At 67.3% G+C, this 17287-nt stretch carries 20 protein-coding genes; 7 read left to right on the plus strand and 13 right to left on the minus strand.

The genetic code is table 11. From position 1 onward, the window contains the following. Window positions 1-7: 7 nt before the first annotated feature. The 7 genes from ASF09_RS08875 to ASF09_RS08905 form a co-directional block, all read right to left on the minus strand. On the minus strand, window positions 8-1009 hold the full coding sequence (locus ASF09_RS08875) for a phage major capsid protein (protein WP_060526291.1): 1002 nt from the start codon (window positions 1007-1009) through the stop codon (window positions 8-10). Window positions 1010-1116: 107 nt separating this feature from the next. Then, window positions 1117-1581 (minus strand): HK97 family phage prohead protease, encoded by a 465-nt coding sequence (locus tag ASF09_RS08880; RefSeq protein WP_327196563.1) that lies wholly within the window; start codon window positions 1579-1581, stop codon window positions 1117-1119. Next, window positions 1569-1874: a DUF6127 family protein gene (locus tag ASF09_RS08885; RefSeq protein ID WP_183129183.1), complete on the minus strand. Its 306-nt coding sequence runs from the start codon at window positions 1872-1874 to the stop codon at window positions 1569-1571. Before ASF09_RS08885 ends, ASF09_RS08880 begins: the two co-directional genes overlap by 13 nt. Further along, window positions 1874-3007 (minus strand): phage portal protein, encoded by a 1134-nt coding sequence (locus tag ASF09_RS08890; protein WP_060525901.1) that lies wholly within the window; start codon window positions 3005-3007, stop codon window positions 1874-1876. Before ASF09_RS08890 ends, ASF09_RS08885 begins: the two co-directional genes overlap by 1 nt. A gap of 168 nt (window positions 3008-3175) precedes the next feature. Beyond that, a complete protein-coding gene (locus tag ASF09_RS08895; protein ID WP_443025004.1) occupies window positions 3176-4474 on the minus strand; it encodes a DNA-packaging protein in 1299 nt (432 codons plus the stop codon). 230 nt (window positions 4475-4704) lie between these two features. Continuing rightward, window positions 4705-5616 carry a hypothetical protein gene (locus ASF09_RS08900; RefSeq protein ID WP_060525902.1) on the minus strand — a complete coding sequence of 304 codons (912 nt, stop codon included), beginning with the start codon at window positions 5614-5616 and terminating at the stop codon, window positions 4705-4707. A 206-nt stretch (window positions 5617-5822) separates the two neighbouring features. After that, window positions 5823-6380: a hypothetical protein gene (locus ASF09_RS08905; RefSeq protein ID WP_060525903.1), complete on the minus strand. Its 558-nt coding sequence runs from the start codon at window positions 6378-6380 to the stop codon at window positions 5823-5825. Window positions 6381-6513: 133 nt separating this feature from the next. On the opposite strand from ASF09_RS08905, the gene ASF09_RS20280 reads away from it, so the two are divergent. After that, complete coding sequence (locus ASF09_RS20280) at window positions 6514-6672, plus strand: hypothetical protein (protein WP_156359296.1); 159 nt, start codon at window positions 6514-6516, stop codon at window positions 6670-6672. 121 nt (window positions 6673-6793) lie between these two features. Here the strand turns inward: ASF09_RS20280 and ASF09_RS08910 are convergent, their stop codons facing one another. From ASF09_RS08910 to ASF09_RS08920, 3 genes are all read right to left on the minus strand, one after another. Then, window positions 6794-7192, minus strand: a complete 399-nt coding sequence (locus tag ASF09_RS08910; RefSeq protein WP_060525904.1) for a hypothetical protein — start codon at window positions 7190-7192, stop codon at window positions 6794-6796. Between the two features lie 131 nt (window positions 7193-7323). After that, window positions 7324-7779: a peptidoglycan recognition protein family protein gene (locus tag ASF09_RS19765; protein ID WP_200912553.1), complete on the minus strand. Its 456-nt coding sequence runs from the start codon at window positions 7777-7779 to the stop codon at window positions 7324-7326. A 97-nt stretch (window positions 7780-7876) separates the two neighbouring features. Next, entirely contained in the window at window positions 7877-8752 is an 876-nt protein-coding gene (locus ASF09_RS08920; RefSeq protein ID WP_060525906.1) for a 3-hydroxyacyl-CoA dehydrogenase NAD-binding domain-containing protein, read from the minus strand. Between the two features lie 153 nt (window positions 8753-8905). Here ASF09_RS08920 and ASF09_RS08925 point away from each other — a divergent pair, with 153 nt between their 5' ends. Next, on the plus strand, window positions 8906-9403 hold the full coding sequence (locus ASF09_RS08925; RefSeq protein ID WP_060525907.1) for a hypothetical protein: 498 nt from the start codon (window positions 8906-8908) through the stop codon (window positions 9401-9403). Here the strand turns inward: ASF09_RS08925 and ASF09_RS08930 are convergent. Together ASF09_RS08930 and ASF09_RS08935 are read right to left on the minus strand one after the other, a co-directional pair. Further along, complete coding sequence (locus ASF09_RS08930; RefSeq protein WP_235529764.1) at window positions 9367-10692, minus strand: S1 family peptidase; 1326 nt, start codon at window positions 10690-10692, stop codon at window positions 9367-9369. The genes ASF09_RS08925 and ASF09_RS08930 overlap by 37 nt on opposite strands. 116 nt (window positions 10693-10808) lie before the next feature. Continuing rightward, complete coding sequence (locus tag ASF09_RS08935) at window positions 10809-12152, minus strand: chloride channel protein (protein WP_443024980.1); 1344 nt, start codon at window positions 12150-12152, stop codon at window positions 10809-10811. Window positions 12153-12441: 289 nt separating this feature from the next. On the opposite strand from ASF09_RS08935, the gene ASF09_RS08940 reads away from it, so the two are divergent. Further along, window positions 12442-12663: a hypothetical protein gene (locus ASF09_RS08940; protein ID WP_060525909.1), complete on the plus strand. Its 222-nt coding sequence runs from the start codon at window positions 12442-12444 to the stop codon at window positions 12661-12663. Window positions 12664-12935: 272 nt separating this feature from the next. On the opposite strand, the gene ASF09_RS08945 is transcribed toward ASF09_RS08940, so the two are convergent. After that, a complete protein-coding gene (locus ASF09_RS08945; protein ID WP_060525910.1) occupies window positions 12936-13280 on the minus strand; it encodes a hypothetical protein in 345 nt (114 codons plus the stop codon). A gap of 266 nt (window positions 13281-13546) precedes the next feature. Here ASF09_RS08945 and ASF09_RS08950 point away from each other — a divergent pair, with 266 nt between their 5' ends. The 4 genes from ASF09_RS08950 to ASF09_RS08965 are packed head-to-tail and all read left to right on the plus strand — an operon-like array spanning window position 13547 to window position 17205. Continuing rightward, complete coding sequence (locus ASF09_RS08950) at window positions 13547-13861, plus strand: hypothetical protein (RefSeq protein WP_060525911.1); 315 nt, start codon at window positions 13547-13549, stop codon at window positions 13859-13861. Window positions 13862-13871: 10 nt separating this feature from the next. Next, window positions 13872-15161: a sensor domain-containing diguanylate cyclase gene (locus tag ASF09_RS08955; protein WP_060525912.1), complete on the plus strand. Its 1290-nt coding sequence runs from the start codon at window positions 13872-13874 to the stop codon at window positions 15159-15161. A gap of 2 nt (window positions 15162-15163) precedes the next feature. Continuing rightward, complete coding sequence (locus ASF09_RS08960) at window positions 15164-16363, plus strand: AMP-binding protein (protein WP_235529802.1); 1200 nt, start codon at window positions 15164-15166, stop codon at window positions 16361-16363. After that, window positions 16360-17205 carry an EAL domain-containing protein gene (locus ASF09_RS08965; protein ID WP_327196564.1) on the plus strand — a complete coding sequence of 282 codons (846 nt, stop codon included), beginning with the start codon at window positions 16360-16362 and terminating at the stop codon, window positions 17203-17205. The genes ASF09_RS08960 and ASF09_RS08965 overlap by 4 nt, the downstream gene beginning before the upstream one ends. The last annotated feature ends 82 nt before the right edge of the window (window positions 17206-17287 follow it).

A 17287-nucleotide genomic window follows, 5' to 3' on the forward strand; every position in this document is an offset into this window, starting at 1 on the left:
GGACAGCTCAAGCCACCGAGAACTTCAGCAACTTGATAGCCTCGGAGTTCGTCACACACCCACCGACCCGCTTGGTCGCGTAGAAGTTCACGAACGGCTTGTTCGAATACGGATCGCGCAGGATCCCCGTCTCCGTCCGCTCCGCAATGATGTACCCCGCGCGGAAATTCCCGAACGCGATCGCCAGCGCATTTGCCGCGATATCCGGCATGTCCTCGGCCTCCACCACCGGATACCCCAGCAGCGTAGCCGGCACCCCAGCCGCCAGCGAAGGCGCCCAGACGAACGCGCCATCGGTGGTCTTGAACTTCCGTATCCGCGCCAAGGTCGCCGCATTCATGACAAAGCTGGCCCCCTGTCGATAAGGCCCGCGCAACGACTGAACCAGATCGATCAACCGCTCCTGCGGGTTCGCCGAAAAGTCCCCCGCGGTCCCGCTCGCCAGATACTGCAAAGTCCCGAAAGCCCGCACGCCATCCGCGGTCGCAGCAGTAGCCGAAGTCAAAAACCCCTTAGGCCGCGACACGCCCGAGCCAGACACGAAAGCCGCCCCCTCGGCCTTCGCAAACTCCATAGCGATCTCGCCCGCCAGCCACTCCTCGACATCGAACGCGGCGTCATCGAGCATCGCCTGGCTTGCCGAAGGATTGGCATACAGCTCCCCCGTAGGCGGCGCGATCTCGACGAACACCGGCGAAGCGGTCTCCGGCCGAGCCGCATTCTCCGCCGCCCAACCGGACGGCGTACCACCCGTGGTAACGAGCTTGCGATACCCCGCCGACCCCACCTTCACGACATTGGCGATCGCCCGGATCGGCGACACCGCCTTCAGCAACGTATCGATCTGAGCATCGATCTCCCGCGGCACCGCAAACCCGCCCGCGTCGCCGGTCACCCCGGTAAACGCCTTCATCTCCAGCGTAGCGCCGGTCCGAACGAACCCCGCAAACGCCGCATTCTGCGCCAAGGGGGAAGCCCCCGCCAAAACCGGCCGGTCAACAACACTCATGTCCATCTCCTCACATGAAACGAAAAAAGGCGCCCCGCAGGACGCCTCACGAAATTTCTCCCGTCATCCTGACGAAAGTCAGGACCCAGGGTACCGAACACCGTCGCTCACGGCTCTGGGTCCTGACTTTCGTCAGGATGACGGAGCACCTCAACCCGAGCCAAAGCCTGCATAGGCACCGCCACCAGACTAACCTCCACCAGTTCGACCGCCAGCAACTCCCGCCGCACCCCCTGTCGCACCGAAGTCGCCCGATACCCAACCGACAACCCAGCCACCGCCCCAGCCCGCACCAACCGAGCCAGCTCCAGATCCTCAACCACCCCCTCGACCCGCAACCCCCGCGCATCCTCCGCAACGACGGACAAGGACCCAACCGCCCCCCCACGATGCTGCCACAACAAAGGCACCACCCCAGCCCCGGAAAAAGCCCCCCGCCGCATCACGTCCCCAGCCCGATCGACAACATCGAACACCGCCGCATACCCAGCGAATGCCACCACCCCGCCCCGTTCGTCCCGAGTAGCTGTCGAGCCTGTCGAGACGGCGTATCGAGGGATCACTTCAACCACGCGGCAAACCCCAGCTTAACCGCCAGCCCCGCCAGCATCAGCGCCATCGCCAGCCTGGCGATCCACCCCACCACCGCCTTCCACACCGACCGCTTCGCATCCCGCCAAGCCGCCAGCAGCTCGCGCAACTCCGCCACGTCCTCCCGAGCCCGCTCATCACTCAAAGCCACCCGCGCCAGCGCCCGAGCCGCCCCCAATTCCCCCGCCTCCTCCACGATCGCCCGCAGCGTCACCAGGTCGACACCGCGTTCAGCCCCCTGCCGCATCAACTGCGCCAAAACCGCCCCATCCATCACGCCACCTCCTGAATCTCGAGCAACGCCCGCTTCTCAGCATCGCTAAGAAACGAAGCCGCAGAAACCATCCCCCACAGCCGCTCACGATCCTCCGCCAGCGCCGGCACCCGGTCGAGATCGACCGAGATCGCCGCCCCCTCGAACCACCCGGCCAGCCCCTGCGCGATCCCGCCCAGCACCGCGGTCGCCAGCGGCAAAATCGCCAGCCGCCACAGCGCGCGGTTCGCCTCCCGGTAATTCGCGTACGAGTTGTCCCCCGGCAGCCCGAGCAGCATCGGCGGCACCCCGAACGCCAGCGCGATCTCCCGCGCCGCCGCCGCCTTCGTGCCCACGAAATCCATATCCGCCGGCGACAAGCTCAACGCCTGCCACCTGAGCCCCCCCTCCAGCAGCATCGGCCGCCCCGCATTCCCCGCCCCCGAGAACGACGCCTCCAGTTCGCCCCGCAACCGCTCGAACTGCTCGGTCGACAGCACCGCGCCGTCCTTCGGATCGTACATCAACGCCCCCGAAGGCCGCGCCGCGTTATCCAGCAAAGCCTTGTTCCACCGCGCCGCCGCATTGTGGATCGCCACCGCCCCCGAAGCCGCCCCCAGGCACCCCAGCCCATAATGATCATCCACCGGATTGAAGCTCTTCAGGTGGATCACCTCCGGCCGCACCGGATCCGCCTGCAACCGCGAAACCCGCTCCCCCACCCGGTACCGGTAAGCAGCCGGCCACCCACTGGCATCCGGCTCCACCGTCACCCGCTCGGGTCGCAGCGCATAAAGCTCGGCTGCCCCGCCCTCGACATCGCGCAGCACCTGCACATACGCATTGCCGTGCAGCATCAGGTGCGCCGCCACCGTCTCGATCAGCGTCTGCCCCCCCGACCGCACCGTCGCCAGCGCGAGCAACGCCGGATCCGACGCAACGATCGGCGCACTCCCCAGCCCCTCCACCACCAGCTTCACCGCCCGCTGCGCGATCGGATTATCGAGATACGCCTCGCGCACCTGCGCCTCGTAACTCCGCGGCCACTCGCCAAACGCAGAGCCCCCGATCGCGCCCCCGAATCCGGCCGCCGCAGACCGAGACAACACCGGCCGCGACTCATCGCGCCCGGATTTCCACCCGAACAATTTCATGATGTTCTCCTGAAATTCCCTCGCCCCTACGGGGAGAGGGAGGGGCCCGCGCGCCCTTGCGCGTGGGAGGGAGAGGGGAGTGAGGCTCGGGACCAAAATCCCAACCACCCCTTACCCTCCCGTCGCAAGAGCTCCTCCTTCCCTCTCCCCGAAAGGAAGAGGGCAAACCTAAAGCACCCGCACAGAAACCCGCGCCCGCGGCCCCAGCATCACCTCGGTCATCGCCCAAACCAGCGCATCAGCCCGATCCGGCGACCGCCCCGGCCCCTCATAGCCCCCGCCCGCGATCAGCCCGCAAAGCTCGTCCTCCAGGTCCGGAAACGCCCCCACATGCCAAGCCCGCCCACACTCATACAAAGCCGCCACCGGCTCGGCCCGCGCCACCTTCCCCAGCGAAGCATGCACCAGCTTCACCGGCATCGCCCGATCAGCCCCGGCAAGGACGCTCCCCACCATCTTCCCCCCCTGGTTGGCCTCCGCGATCACCCGGTCCGCGCCATGCCGCGCGGCACACTCGGCCACAGCCCGAGCCCACCCCTCAGGACTGGCACCGGAAACGCTGGCGTCCTCCAGCACATACCCGAACCCATCGCCCCCCAGCGCAACCGCCACGATCCCGCAGGCATCCCCCGGCCCCCCCGACACACTGCCAGCGGGAGGATCCACCCCAACGACGACCCGCCTCACTTCAGGCGCAAAAGCCACCCGCCGAGACTCCACCAGTTCCCGCGTCCACAAGGCCCCCGCGACATCCTCGATCAGCTCGCCATCCAGCTCCTGCCGCCCCAACCGCGTCCCCGCATAGGTCGCCGTCACCGCCGCGACGAAGCTCGCCGGCAGATGCGGATTGTCGCGCGTCCGCCCGTGCGTCTCGACCAGGTCGGGCAGCGCCATCAACCGTCGCATCAGCGCGATCGGCCGCGGCGTCGTCGTCACCAGCGCGCGCGGCGTCTCGCCCAGCCGCAATCCCATCATCAGATTGTCCCAGGTCGCATCGCCGTGCCGCCATTTCGCCAGCTCGTCGCACCACGCCCAGCCATGCTCGGGCCCGCGCAGCGATTCCGGTGCTTCCGCCGAATAGGCATAGGCCTTCGCGCCGTTCGCAAAGTGCAGCTCGCCCACCGCACCGCGCCACGCCGGTTCCTCGTCGTCGTGCGCCACCGCGATCAGTCCGCTTTCGCCCTCGATCATCACCCGTCGCACGTCGTCGAGCGTCGCCCCGACCAGCGCGATCCGCGCGTCGGGGTCCGCGCGTGCGATCTGCCACACCCATTCCGCCCCCGCCCGCGTCTTGCCAAAGCCCCGCCCCGCCCGGATCAGCCAGATCCGCCAGTCGCCCTCCGGCGGATATTGCCCCGCATGCGCCCAGTGTCGCCACCGATCGCGCAACTCGTTGCGCTGGCCCAGCGTCAGCTTGCGCACGATCTCCGCGCGGTGGACGATCGGCAACCGCGCGAGCTCCGCCACCAGATCGCGATCCGGCTCCAAGTCAGGTGCCGGGTCGGGTACCGCGGCAGGCCCCGCGGCAGGCCCCGCGGCCGACACCGCCTCCGCGACCCGCGCCGCCTCCACCCAGGGACGCGGCACGCCCTTGCGCTTGCGTGACACCGGCTCGGCGTTCGCGGTGCCGCCCTCGCGAGGGTCCGTCCCGGCGACCGGACCGTCCGCGTCGTCGGGACCCGCGCACCGCTTCCCCGTCACGAGTCTTTCGCCATGCGTCGTGCCAGCGAATCCAGGAGCTTGCCCAGCGCGGCGTCGGTGTCGATCGATGTCGCCCGATGGGTCTGGTTCTTCCTGCGACCGCGCGCCTGGTCCGCGCGATGCTGGTTCAACATCGACAGGGCGAACTGGATAGCGGTCACGCTCGAAAGCTTGATCAGACCGGCGCCGGGCACCGCCTGCCCCCGTCCAAGCGGCCCCGTCGCCGCCCCGCCCCCATCACCAACACCCCCACCAACATCCCCGCTCTCGTCGTCCGCTGTCGTTCCACCGGCAACGGTCTCCCCGACGGCCCCCCCGACGGTGCCGCCGCCGACCGATTCCAGCGCGGTCGCCAGCAACAGTTCTTCCAGGCGTTCGTACCCCCGCACCAGCGCAGCCTGCCATCCCGCAGCGAACGCCGGATCGCGCGCGCGCCGGTTATACGCACCGCCGACCGACATGCCGACCGCCGCGACCGATGTCGTCACGTTACCGGTCATCGCCAACGCCCCCAGGAACCGCATCTGCATCGCCGCGCTCCATTCGTTCGCGCGCGGTTTGCGGATTTGCACGAGGCGGTTCTTGCCCCCTCTGATCTGCCGCGCCCGCGTCGTCCCCGTCTCCGTCGTCCCCGTCGAGATCGTCGCCCTGTCCTTCGCGCCTGTCATCTCGGCGCCAACGGGCTGGCTCCCAATGGCCATGGTTTCAGCAATCGTGGTTTCGGCGATCGTGGTGTCAGCGACCGCGATGTCAGCCCCACCGATTTCAGCAACGGCGGTTTCAGGAACGGCGGTTTCGGCGACCGCGGTTTCGACCGAGTGTCCGCCGATCCGGATGTGCCCTGCGACGATATCGGCCGGCGCAGGATCCTGTGTTTCCGCCAGCGCGACGGACTGCGTATGCGCCATCGGTTCTCCCTTTCCGAAACGACCGCCAGAACGCGAAAAGGCCGGCGACGATCGAGGCTCCCACCCCGCCCGTCCCGGCCTTCCTCCGCCGAGCCCTACAACCCGACCCGCAATTCTTCAGCGTTCCTGTTATGTACCAAGCGAGCGTGACGATGTCAAGCTCTTTATCCCATTTGGTTCGTCAACGGTGCGGCATCTCGCGCGAACTAGCCGCCAGTCCGGCTCGTCCATTCGATCATCTTGGTCTTGGCGACCGCGCGTTGCGCTTCCGCGCCGAGGATCCGTTCCTGCGTGGTGGTCGAGTGCAGCGATTTCACCTGCAGCATCGCCAGGATCACGACGACATCGCCGCTCGCGACGGTCAGTATGGTCTCGGCGTTCGACGGTTTGACTCCGTTGCGCGCCATCGCCGTCTCGACCGTGTAGGTGCCGGGCGACACCTCGGCCATGACGAACTGGTTCATCCGGATCTGCCCCGATGCGACCCCGCGAATGTCCACCCTCATGCCGACCATGCCGCCCATATAGCCGCGTCGCACGACATAGATCCGCGCGGTTCCCGCGGCGGGTTTCATCGCACGCGCATCCGCCAACACCTGCGGCGCGGCCTTCTTGCCGACCTTGTTCGCGGACAGCGACCAGACCAGGAACGCCACTACGCCGACGAAAAACACGACGAAGACGATCATCGCAGCGCCGCCCGACAAGGATCGAGCCCCGGTCATCCCGAACACCGCGCCGAAGACGGCGGCAATCCCGGTCAAAACAAACCACTTACTATTGTTCGGCCGCATATCGCGTTCCCCTTATACTGTTCCCTGCGCGCCCTGCGCGGGCCGCCCGTATAAAAGCGAGTTCATTAGCAAGCTATTGCGTCATGGGTGGGAGGGAGCGGAGATGAGAAAAGACACGACGACATCCGACACCGTCGAACACTATCCGAACAATGCTGAAAACCGCCGCGTCACCGCGCATGAGGGCAAATACGGCGGCTCCATCGACCCGAATATATTTCGTTTGTTTCCAATGCACTTGCAGTATCGCTATGGCCTATAGCGATACTTTCAGCACGCCGTTCCCGAGACGGCAGAGGGGCTCGATCGTGCGGTCGCGCTGCTGCCGTCTGTGCTCGGGCCCGTTTGGCATGACGGCGACGCGCAACGGCGCAGCGTGCCCGTCACCATATAAACGGACGCGTGCGACATGCCTTGCAAAATAGCAGAGTGCGCGTCCGCCCGCGCGTCAGCATACCGACGCGCAGCTGCTCGATTGTCCAACGCCCCTTACTCCCATCGACGAACGTGATCGTACCGGAGGCTTGGCACGGCGATCTGTCCAGGGTGGCATCCGCCGCGCCCTGATCGACCGTCTTGGCAGTGGCAAAGAACCGTTTCACCTGCGTCGCCGTTGGCTTGAAAGTCGCGCAGGCGACGCGTTCCCCGTCTTCCCGATACGCACGATGGCCGACGCGTTCGATCACGATACGCCGAACCGCGGGCAGACCAGTCGGACAGAGCGGCGGCATGTCCTCGGTTCCCACCGTGCAGCCGCCATGCGCAGCCAGCGCCATCAGCATCGCAATCACCACCGTGCCGTACTCGCCTCTGAGGGGGTTTTCCGCGACACCAGCGGATGCCGGAACACCTCGGTCATCTGCACGTGGAACGTCGCCGCGATCTCGCCGACCAGCCACTTCAGCGATGCGTTCTACGCCTCCGTGACCTGCACGAATTCACCAGTCTTCGCCGATACTTCGCCGACCAGTTCGATACCGATACTGTCCTTGTTTGCGGGATATCGCGCGGGGTATGCCTTCGCCGACTCCAGTCGATTTTCAGTGCTCGGAGAGAATTTGGCGTAGCGCTTCATATCGATGGCCGAACAACTATGCTCGGACAGGCACCGCGCCTTCAACTTACCGACATGGTTCGTATAATAAAGCAGGGACGCGTTCTGGTAGATCGTCCCATCCTTATCGATCAGAAAATGCATTCCGTAAGGTCGACTGGCATAGCCGGCAAAAGCCGCCTGTGCCGTTGCCCCGCCCGTCTGATGAACGATTATGCCATGGACGACGCCAAGGCGCCCCTGGCCCAAACCACCGATGATATGCGCTTTGATCCGCGCATGATTTACTCGGCCTTCCTTATCGATGCTGAGCAAGACGCGCGTTCCTCTTCGAATATTCCAACGTTAGAGTAGAGCCGCAGTCTTTTATGGCAACAGATATTCAAGAGTGGTTGCAGCCAGGCGTAGGCCCTCACCGCGTAGGCACAGGCTCCGCGCCCGAATAATCATAAAACCCGCGCTTGGTCTTCCGCCCGAACCACCCGGCCTCGACATATTTCACCAGCACCGGCGCCGGCCGGAACTTCGGATCGCCGGTCCCCTCGAACAGCACGCGCGTGATTTCCAGGCACGTATCCAGCCCGATGAAGTCCGCCAGCGTCAGCGGCCCCATCGGATGGTTCAGCCCGAGCTGGCACGCCAGATCGATGTCGCGCACGCTCGCCACGCCCTCGCCGAGCGCGAAGCACGCCTCGTTGATCATCGGCATCAGCACGCGGTTGACGATGAAGCCCGGCGCGTCGTTGGCATGCACCACCTGCTTGCCGAGCTTTTCCGCAAATGCCTCGACCGCCGCCACCGTCGCGTCCGACGTCGCGAGGCCGCGGATCAGCTCGATCGGTCGCATCACCGGGACGGGATTGAAGAAATGCACCCCCATGAACCGGGCCGGATCGGGCGCTGCCTGTGCGAGGCGTGTGATCGGGATCGACGACGTGTTCGATGCCAGGATCGCGTCCGGGCCGAGCACCTTGCCGACCTCGGCGAAGATCGCCCGCTTCACCGCCTCGCGCTCGGTCGCCGCCTCGACCACGATCGCACAGTCGCCCATGTCCCCCACGCTCGCGACCGGCTCGATCAGCGCGAGCGCCGCATCACGCGCCTCGCCCGCGATCTTCTCCTTCTCGACCAGCCGGCCAAGCGCCTTGGCGATTCCCGCCTTGCCCTTGGTCGCAGCCTCCAGCGACACGTCCGCGAGCAGCACGCGGTACCCCGCCTGTGCCGACACCTGCGCGATCCCCGCACCCATCTGCCCCGCGCCGATCACGCCTATTGTCTGCCCAGCCATATCCGTCTCCACCGTTCGTTTGTGCCGTTGTTTGCGCCGGTCCTACCGGCTTTTGCGCGCACCACCAGTCCCGATCGCCGTCTGATGGGCCGCCGATGGCACCAGCACGGGTGCGGTGCGTTGTCGGGCCACTATTGTCAGGAACATACCATCATGATCGACACCATCGCCGAACTCGACCGCGTCCGCGACGACTGCAAACGCCTCGTCACGACGCGCTCGATGCTCTCGGCGGGTGCCGCGGTGGTGCCGATTCCCGGTGCCGATCTGGTCGCCGATATCGGCCTGCTGACCAAGCTGCTGCCGCAGATCAGCAACCGCTTCGGGCTCGATCACGATCAGGTACAGAAACTCGAGCCGCATCTCGCGCAGCAGGCGCTGGTGATGGCGTCGAGCCTTGGCAACACGATGATCGGCCGGATGGTGACGAAGCGGATCGTCGCATCGTTGCTGCGCCGGATCGCGACGCGGGTCGCCGCCGGCTCGATCGCCAAGTTCGTGCCGTTCGCCGGCTCGGCGGTCGCCGCGACGATCAGTTTCGGCGCGATGAAGCTGATCGGCAACGCGCATGTCGAGGATTGCTACAAGACCGCGCGCGCGCTGCTCCCCGCCGATCAGCGCGCGGTGTCGGCGACTGTGGGCAAAGGCTGAACCATGACGGGCACCGCCGCTGGCTGATGCACCAGCGTCCACCCCGGCGGCAGGTAGTCGGTCGACATGTAATAATAGAACAGGCACGTCCCGTTCTTGGCATACGTCCCGCCCTTGACGATCCCGAGCGCGGTCGTCCCCTCGAACACCGGCGCCCCGCTATCTCCCCCCCGGCAAGTCGGCCCCTCCACCGCCACCCAGGTCGGCAGGCACGCGCCACCGCACAGATCGCCCGCGGGGGCGAAATCGACCATCGCGATCAGCGCGCAGCTATAACCGGTCCGCTCGCCGCGGTGACACACGAAGTCGCCCGCACGCGTGCTCGTCCGATAGCGCCAGGTGACGACCGGGCGCGCCAGCGTCTTGGCGGTATCGGCATAGAATAACGGCCCGAGCGCCCCCCTCGCGACGTTCACCTGCACGTCCTGATAGCCCCACCCCCATTGCCCGACATAGTCGAGCGGCCATTCGTGCCGTTCCGCATCGACATAGGTGAGCGTGTCCGGACAATGCGCCGCGGTCACCACGCCGTAGCGCGTGCCATCGGTCACGGTGAACCCGGTCGTGCACGCGTAACGCTTGCCATCCACCGTGCCGATGACGCGCGCGCCACCCCGGATCGGTTCGCTAGCTATCGCGCCAACGGTCGAGTCGGGCAAAGTCGCGGGACCGCCGATCTGCTCGGCCATCGTCGTCGCCGGCTGGTCGAGCACCTCGATCCGGACAGGCACCCCGGCCAGCGCCGCGATCCGCGCGCGCAGCGTGCCGTCGCGGTTCAGGTCGGCATCGCCCGACGAGATCGCCACGACCAGCTCGCCGGTCCGCTGGTCGACACCCATGCCGGGCGGATGCGGCAGCGACTGGCGGATCATCGCCTGATATTTGGACAGCGCAGCGAGCAGTGCCACCCGCGTCGCGCCCGCGCCGGTACGGAAGACGATCGGCACGACGATCCCGCCCGCCGCGATCATGCGATCGGGCACGGGATCGGTGCCGGTCAGTAGCACGACGATCCGATAGTCCGGCTGGTGCTCGATCGCGACTCCCGCCCAGCGATCCGCAAACGCCGTCCGTAGCGCATCGGTCGTCGCCACGCTCTCCGCCTGCGCGCGCAACCGGTGCATCGCGGTATCGAGCGGCATGCCGAACCGCTGCGCATAGACCGCCGCGTCCTGCATCGCCGCGTCGACCGGCAATTGCACGCCTGGCGCGGCGGCCTGCGTAGCCGGCGCCACGGCCTGTTCAGCCGCCGCCGGCGTCCCGATCAGCGAAAGCGCCGCGCAGGCCACCACCCGCCCTATCCAACTCCTGACCATGCGCGACGTGATTCCAGATTTCGAGCTTCGGGTGCGCGCCTAGACCGTGCGGTCTGAACCGGCGCTGTCGGTCCGCGACGGCGCGGCGCTCAGTGCCCGCGATCGTCGCGGTCGGCAGTCGGACCTTCATGCCCTGCGACCGCCACCGCAACGCCGTCCTTGCGCAGGAACCCCGCCGACAGAACATGATACAGCCGCTCCTTCGACACCGCCTGCGCGACGAAGTCGGCGATCAGCGCAGAGGCGACCAGCGGCATCATCAGCCCGCGGCTCGCGGTCGTCTCGGAGATGATGATCACCGCGGTCAGCGGCGCGCGGACCACGCCGGTGAAATACGCGACCATCCCGAGCAGCACGATCGCGCCAGGTGGATAATCGGGGAAGATGCTGCGGAGCATGTCGCCGATCCCGGCCCCGACCGACAGCGACGGCGCGAAGATCCCGCCCGGCATGCCCGAAACCGCGGTCGCCAGCGTCGTGACGAACTTCGCCGCGCCGAACCAGTGCGGCACGTCGCCGCCGGTGATGATTCCGCGCGCCGCACCGTATCCGGTCCCCCAGGTCAGCCCGCTCGCGACCCCGATGATCGCCACGACCAGCCCGAGCCCGCCGGCGAACAGCATCGGATGCGCGCGCAGCCACGCCACCGGTGCCAGCCGCGTCCGCCCGGTCGCGATCACCGACCGCGAGAACAGCGCCCCCGCCAGGCCCCCCAATATCCCCGCAACGGGCGCCGCGAGCAGCGTCTCGCGGACGTTCAGCGTCTGCCGCATCACCCCGAAATACACATAATCCCCCGACAGCCCGAGGCTGACCATCCCCGCGATCAGCACCGCGGTCATCACCAGCAGCGTCATCCGCTGTTCGTACGCGGCGGCCAGTTCCTCGATCGCGAAGGCGACCCCGGCGAGTGGCGTGTTGAACGCCGCGGCGACGCCCGCCGCGCCACCGGCAATGAACACCGACGCGCGCAACGGGATCGCCATCACGCGGTGTGCATAGCCCATGATCGACGCGGCGACCTGCACCGTCGGCCCCTCGCGCCCGGTCGAGGCGCCGACGAACAGCGTCCCGATCGTCAGCACCAGCTTGACGATGACCGTCTTGGCGGAGACCAGCCCGGTCATCGCATGATCGGGATCGCGCGTCGCCGCCATGACCTGCGGGATCCCCGATCCACGCGCCGCCGGGGCAACCCGCAGCGTGATCCACGCGATCGCCGCATACCCCACCGGCGTCATCAGCAGCGGCGCCCACCACCAGCGCGCGACGATATCGGTGAACGCCTCGCCTGCCCGATCCGCCGCCGCCGCGAACCCGAGCGCGACGATGCCGATCATGATCGCCCCGCCGAGGATCGCAACACGCCGCCGCCAGACGAGCGCACTCGGCGCATGCCGCTGCAACAGGATCCGCACGCGCGTTTTCGTCATGCGTGCCATGGCCGGGCCCTCACCGATTCCGCGCCGAACTCGGCGACCGACGTTGAGACTGACGCGGGAGCAAGCGCGGAAGCCGGGCTATCGACGGCGATCATACTGGTCATGCGGCGGCTTATGCCCGGCAGAGTCCAGCACGTCACCCTCGCGATGCGAAACGACACGCCGACCCGGCAAGTAGTAATGCTCGGCGCGACCGCAGCACGATGAGGATAACCATGTCGCTTTCGCCCAATCGCGGACATTGCAGTGGTGCCTTCACCGTTAGATGAGTGCTGTGGTTATGTGGTCCTTCGACCCATCTTGGCGTCTGTTACCCCGCTGGCTGAAAGCGCTGACGCTTATCGTCGGCCTTCCGGCATGGCTTGGCTTCGCGACCATGATCGTCACCGGCTCGATCTTCGAACATGAAACGGTGACCCTGACGCTTTTCGGCAGCTTCGCGTTTGTTGCTCTGTGCCAAACTGCTTTCATGGCTCGATCGGCATGGCGGAACGACCTGTAACGAACGTCCGCTTTCCTTCCCACTCCCACCTTTGGACGCCGTTGATCGGCCGTCCTAATTCTTGACCCGCTGCGGGAAAGGCGGCGGCAGCGCGAGATCGGCTATGTCTGCCTGCCTATGCCGTTGAAAACCGAGAGGGCTTCACTGGTTCTGGGTTTCTGGCACCCTGTTCGCCGCCGTCGGCACGCGCCTTACCGAGTAGGACTTGGCCCATCTGCCCGTACGCGCGCCTCATAAGCCGAAATCGGATGGTCGCGCTTTCGACGCAGCCTTCAGACCAGATCCTCATAAACCTGATCCGAGTTGCATGACTCGCCCGCTCGATCGTGCGGCATGCGGCTGGCCCGCCACCGCGCGCTGATGACGATCTCGTCGAAGATATGCGTGCCGCACAGGACAAGGACGCTGCCCGCGCTGGCGCCGAGGAACCCGATTGTCGCCAGCGCAAACGTCGCCGGTCCATACATCGCCGATCCATGCGCGAGGATTTCGCCGCCGCGCGACGGCAGGCACAGCGCCACCAGTTGCGCGATCGCCAGATACGCCACCGCGCACAGGATCACCCCCGCCCCGCGAAGACCAAGGTCGGTCCGCCAGTCTCGATGCCACGCTGCCATGCCACAAATCCCTTCGTGGCCCTCCAGCTATCGCGCGCGCCGTAGCATTTCGAGATCGTTTTCCGTCCTTCGCATAGTGCCGGCATAGCGGCGAGGCAGACCCTGCCGGATCACGCTCGATCCTTCCCGATCAAGCCCGCCGGATCGTGCGCCATTTTAGCCGATGCTTAACGCTCTCGTAGGCATAAGCCGGTTGTAAGGGAGTTACAGCCGTGTCGCCAAATGAGTCGGGTTTTGAAGCGGTTGCCCTGCGCGACCTCGAAGCGATGAGCGCGGACGCGCGCGATGCCCTGCCGTTCGGGGTGGTCGGCTTCGGCGCGGACACGATCGTCCAGGTCTACAACGCGACCGAAGCGCGCATGGCCGGGCTCGATCCTGCCGCGGTCCTCGGCGTACCGTTCTTCGACGCGGTCGGGCAGTGCATGAACAACTTCATGGTCGCCCAGCGGTTCGAGGACGAGCCCGAGATCGACGAGATCGTGCCCTATGTCCTGACCTTGCGGATGCGCCCGACGCGCGTGCGTCTGCGGCTGCTCGCCAGTGCCGGCACGCCGCGCCGCTACATCCTCATCGCTCGGTAAGACCGCGATCATGAGCGACACGTCCAGCGAGGAACAGCTTCTCGAATTCCTGTATGCCTGCCCGGTCGGGCTGATCGAATGCGACGCCACCGGCGAGATCGGGATGATGAACCCGCACGCGATGCAGCACCTGCTGCCGCTCGCGGGGCCGCGCGATCCCGGCAACCTGTTCGCGGCGTTCGAACAGCACGCGCCGGAGTTGCGCAGCATCGTCGCCGCCTTTGCGCCCGCGACGGGGCGGATCTGCGACGGTCACCGCATCTTCGTTGACCTCGGCGCGCGTCGGCACGCCGCGCCGGCCAAGGTGCTCGCGTGTACGCTGGTCAAGCTGGGCGCGAACCGGCTGATGGCGACGTTGGCGGATATCAGCCAGCAGGTCGTCCAGGAGGAGCGCCTGCGCCAGGCGAACACCTGGTTCGCGACGATGCTCGACGGCGTCAACGACTATGCTGCGCTGACGATCACGCCGGACGGCCGGATCGAGTCCGCCGATGCCTGCTTCACGCGCCAGACCGGGCATCCGGCCGCCGACGTGATCGGCCGCGATCTCACCGATATCCTGAATACCGATGCGCCCGGTGGCGACCTGCGGCTCGACGAGCAGCTGGTGATCGCCACGCGCGAGGGATGGCATCTGCAGGAGGGCTGGCAGCAGCGCGCCGACGGCGAGCGCTATTGGTGCCAGCGCCTCGTCGTCGCCCGGTCCGGCCCAGACGATTTGCGCCCGTCCGGTTTCTCGGTCGTGCTGCGCGACGTGCCGCGTGGTGGCGAGGCCGCCGAGGACATGCGCCGGCTGCTGACCTGCGACCATCTGACCGGCGCATCGAACCGGCGCTATTTCGGCCAGGTGATGGAGCGCGAGCTGACCCACTGGCGCGAATTGCGGCAGTCGCTGTCGCTGGTCGTGATGGATCTCGATCACTTCAAGACGGTCAACGATACCTATGGCCACCCGGTCGGCGACACGCTGCTGTGCCGCGTCGCCGACGCCTGCAAGCTGCTGCTGCCGCCGCGCGGGATTTTCGCGCGGTTGGGCGGCGAGGAGTTCGGCGTCCTCCTGCCGCGCTATGCCAAGGACCAGGCGGTGCTGCTCGCCGAACAGATGCGCACGACGATCGCTGCGCTCGAAGTCGAAACGCCGAGCGGGCCTTTGACCGTCACCGCCAGCCTGGGGTGCGCGACGCTGGACGAGGCCGACGGGTCGATCGACGCGCTCATCGCGCTCGCCGACAAGCGTCTCTACGCCGCCAAGCATGCCGGACGGAATCAGGTCTGCCATCGCCAGGCCTGCGCCGCGTGACGATGCCCCGATTGCAGGGTGGCTTGCAGCGCGGGTTGCAGCGCGCTGCGGCGCACCGCATCGCCTGTGCGGTCGTCGCCGCCGAACTGCGCCGCCTGCGCGATACCGACTCCCGGCCAATCGCGCCCGGCCACTGGCTCGACTCGACGCCGATCGACGACGCGGGGCTCGGGCTGGACTCGATGGAACAGCTCGGCGCGCTGGGGGCGCTGGCCGAGGCGTTCGAGCTCGACGACAGCGTGCTGAGCGACGATCCGCCGCGCACCGTCGGCGCGTGGGTAGACTGGATCCTGCACGCGCACACCGCGGGCGATGGCCGGATGACGGTCGTCACGTCGGGGTCGACCGGCCACCCGCGCCCCTGCGTCCATGCCGTCGCCGACCTGCTCGACGAAGCTGCATTTTTCGCAGGCCGGTTCGCAGGCCGCCGTCGGGTGGTCGCGCTGGTGCCGGCGCATCATCTGTACGGGATCGTCTGGACCGGCTTGCTTCCCGATGCGCTGGGCGTACCCGTCGTCGTACGCACGATCGGCACGCCGCTGGGCCTCGCCGCGGGGGACCTCGTCGTCGCGGTACCCGACCAGTGGCAGGCGCTGCGGCGTCTGATCCGTCGGTTTCCCGAGGATGTCGTCGGCGTCAGCTCGGGCGGACCGCTCGATGACGACGTCGCGACGGGGCTGCTGGCCGCCGGGCTGTCGCGACTGGCCGATATCTATGGCGCCTCGGAGACGGGCGGCATCGCGCTGCGCGACGCCCCCACCACGTCGACCGCGCCCGCGTACGATCTGCTGCCGCGCTGGCAGTTGCTCCCCGACGGCGAAGGCGATTGGCGGCTCGTCGACCGCACTGGCCGCCGTTTCGACCTGCCCGACCATATCGAGCGGATCGGCGAACGCACGCTGCGGCCGATCGGCCGGCGTGACGGCGCGGTCCAGGTCGCCGGCCACAATGTCTGGCCGGCGCGCATCGCACGGGTGTTGCGGTCGGTCGACGGAGTCGCCGACGCCGCGGTGCGGCTGCACGTCAACGGGCGACTGAAGGCGTTCGTGGTGCCGACCGAGCACCAGGATACCGCGCTGCTCGCGGCCCGCATCGATCAGCTGGTCACGCCTCTCCTGACCGATCCCGAACGCCCGAAGAGCTTGCGCTTCGGCCCCGCCCTGCCGCGCAACGCGATGGGAAAACTGGAAGACTGGGCATGATGCATTCACCGATCACGCCGGCCGATGCCGCGGCCGCCACCTCCGTCCCCGCCCCCGCCGTCGCACCCGTCGCCGCACTCGCCTCCTGCCAGGGATGCCGGACGGGCGCGCCGCTCAGGACCCCGATCACGATGGCGTTCCAGCCGATCGTCGATATCCGGACCGGGTCGATCTTCGCCTATGAGGCGCTGGTCCGCGGGACGGAAGGCCAGTCGGCGGGCGAAGTACTGTCCGGCATCGAGCCCGACATGATCTACAAGTTCGACCAGGCGTGCCGGGTCAAGGCGATCGAACTCGCGGGGTCGCTCTTCGCCGCCGATGGCGACGCGAAGCTGTCGATCAACTTCATGCCCAACGCCGTCTACGAGCCGAACGCCTGCATCCGCGCGTCGCTGTCGGCGGCCCGCCGCGTCGGGTTCGACCCCGGCCGGCTGATGTTCGAATTCACCGAGAACGAGCAGATGGTTGACGTCGCGCATGTCCGCCACATCATCGAGGCGTATCAGGCGCGCGGCTTCACCACCGCGATCGACGATTTCGGCGCCGGCTATGCGGGGCTCGGGCTGCTCGCCGACCTGCGCCCCGACATGCTGAAGATCGACATGGCGCTGATCCGCGGGATCGACCGCTCGGCCTCGCGCCGGACGATCGTCGCGAGCGTCGTCCGCATGGCCGAGGACCTCGGCATCCGCTGTATCGCCGAGGGGATCGAGACCGCGGCGGAATTGCAGACGCTACGGGAGATCGGCGTCCGCCTCTGCCAGGGCTATCTGCTCTCGCGGCCCACGGTGGAGGCGCTCCCGTCCCCCGCGCTCGCCGCAGTCCCGGCCGCGACGGCATAAGCGGACCTCGTGGATACCCGACACGCCCCGCGGCGTGTCTGACATATAGCAAACCGCGCGAGACATAGGCTAAGGCTCTTCG

The sequence above is a fragment of the Sphingomonas sp. Leaf242 genome (assembly GCF_001422045.1).
GTDB lineage: Bacteria > Pseudomonadota > Alphaproteobacteria > Sphingomonadales > Sphingomonadaceae > Sphingomonas.

What these genes read in the sequence shown, in the direction of transcription:
- ASF09_RS08900 (WP_060525902.1), bottom strand. Translation starts at nt 5,616, where the DNA reads ATGGCGCATACGCAGTCCGTCGCGCTGGCGGAAACACAGGATCCTGCG.
- ASF09_RS08910 (WP_060525904.1), bottom strand. Translation starts at nt 7,192, where the DNA reads ATGCTGATGGCGCTGGCTGCGCATGGCGGCTGCACGGTGGGAACCGAG.
- ASF09_RS08925 (WP_060525907.1), top strand. Translation starts at nt 8,906, where the DNA reads ATGATCGACACCATCGCCGAACTCGACCGCGTCCGCGACGACTGCAAA.
- ASF09_RS08960 (WP_235529802.1), top strand. Translation starts at nt 15,164, where the DNA reads ATGCCCCGATTGCAGGGTGGCTTGCAGCGCGGGTTGCAGCGCGCTGCG.
- ASF09_RS08945 (WP_060525910.1), bottom strand. Translation starts at nt 13,280, where the DNA reads ATGGCAGCGTGGCATCGAGACTGGCGGACCGACCTTGGTCTTCGCGGG.
- ASF09_RS08950 (WP_060525911.1), top strand. Translation starts at nt 13,547, where the DNA reads ATGAGCGCGGACGCGCGCGATGCCCTGCCGTTCGGGGTGGTCGGCTTC.
- ASF09_RS08890 (WP_060525901.1), bottom strand. Translation starts at nt 3,007, where the DNA reads ATGAAATTGTTCGGGTGGAAATCCGGGCGCGATGAGTCGCGGCCGGTG.
- ASF09_RS08940 (WP_060525909.1), top strand. Translation starts at nt 12,442, where the DNA reads ATGTGGTCCTTCGACCCATCTTGGCGTCTGTTACCCCGCTGGCTGAAA.
- ASF09_RS08955 (WP_060525912.1), top strand. Translation starts at nt 13,872, where the DNA reads ATGAGCGACACGTCCAGCGAGGAACAGCTTCTCGAATTCCTGTATGCC.
- ASF09_RS08965 (WP_327196564.1), top strand. Translation starts at nt 16,360, where the DNA reads ATGATGCATTCACCGATCACGCCGGCCGATGCCGCGGCCGCCACCTCC.
- ASF09_RS08920 (WP_060525906.1), bottom strand. Translation starts at nt 8,752, where the DNA reads ATGGCTGGGCAGACAATAGGCGTGATCGGCGCGGGGCAGATGGGTGCG.
- ASF09_RS08935 (WP_443024980.1), bottom strand. Translation starts at nt 12,152, where the DNA reads ATGACGAAAACGCGCGTGCGGATCCTGTTGCAGCGGCATGCGCCGAGT.
- ASF09_RS08885 (WP_183129183.1), bottom strand. Translation starts at nt 1,874, where the DNA reads ATGGATGGGGCGGTTTTGGCGCAGTTGATGCGGCAGGGGGCTGAACGC.
- ASF09_RS08875 (WP_060526291.1), bottom strand. Translation starts at nt 1,009, where the DNA reads ATGAGTGTTGTTGACCGGCCGGTTTTGGCGGGGGCTTCCCCCTTGGCG.
- ASF09_RS20280 (WP_156359296.1), top strand. Translation starts at nt 6,514, where the DNA reads ATGAGAAAAGACACGACGACATCCGACACCGTCGAACACTATCCGAAC.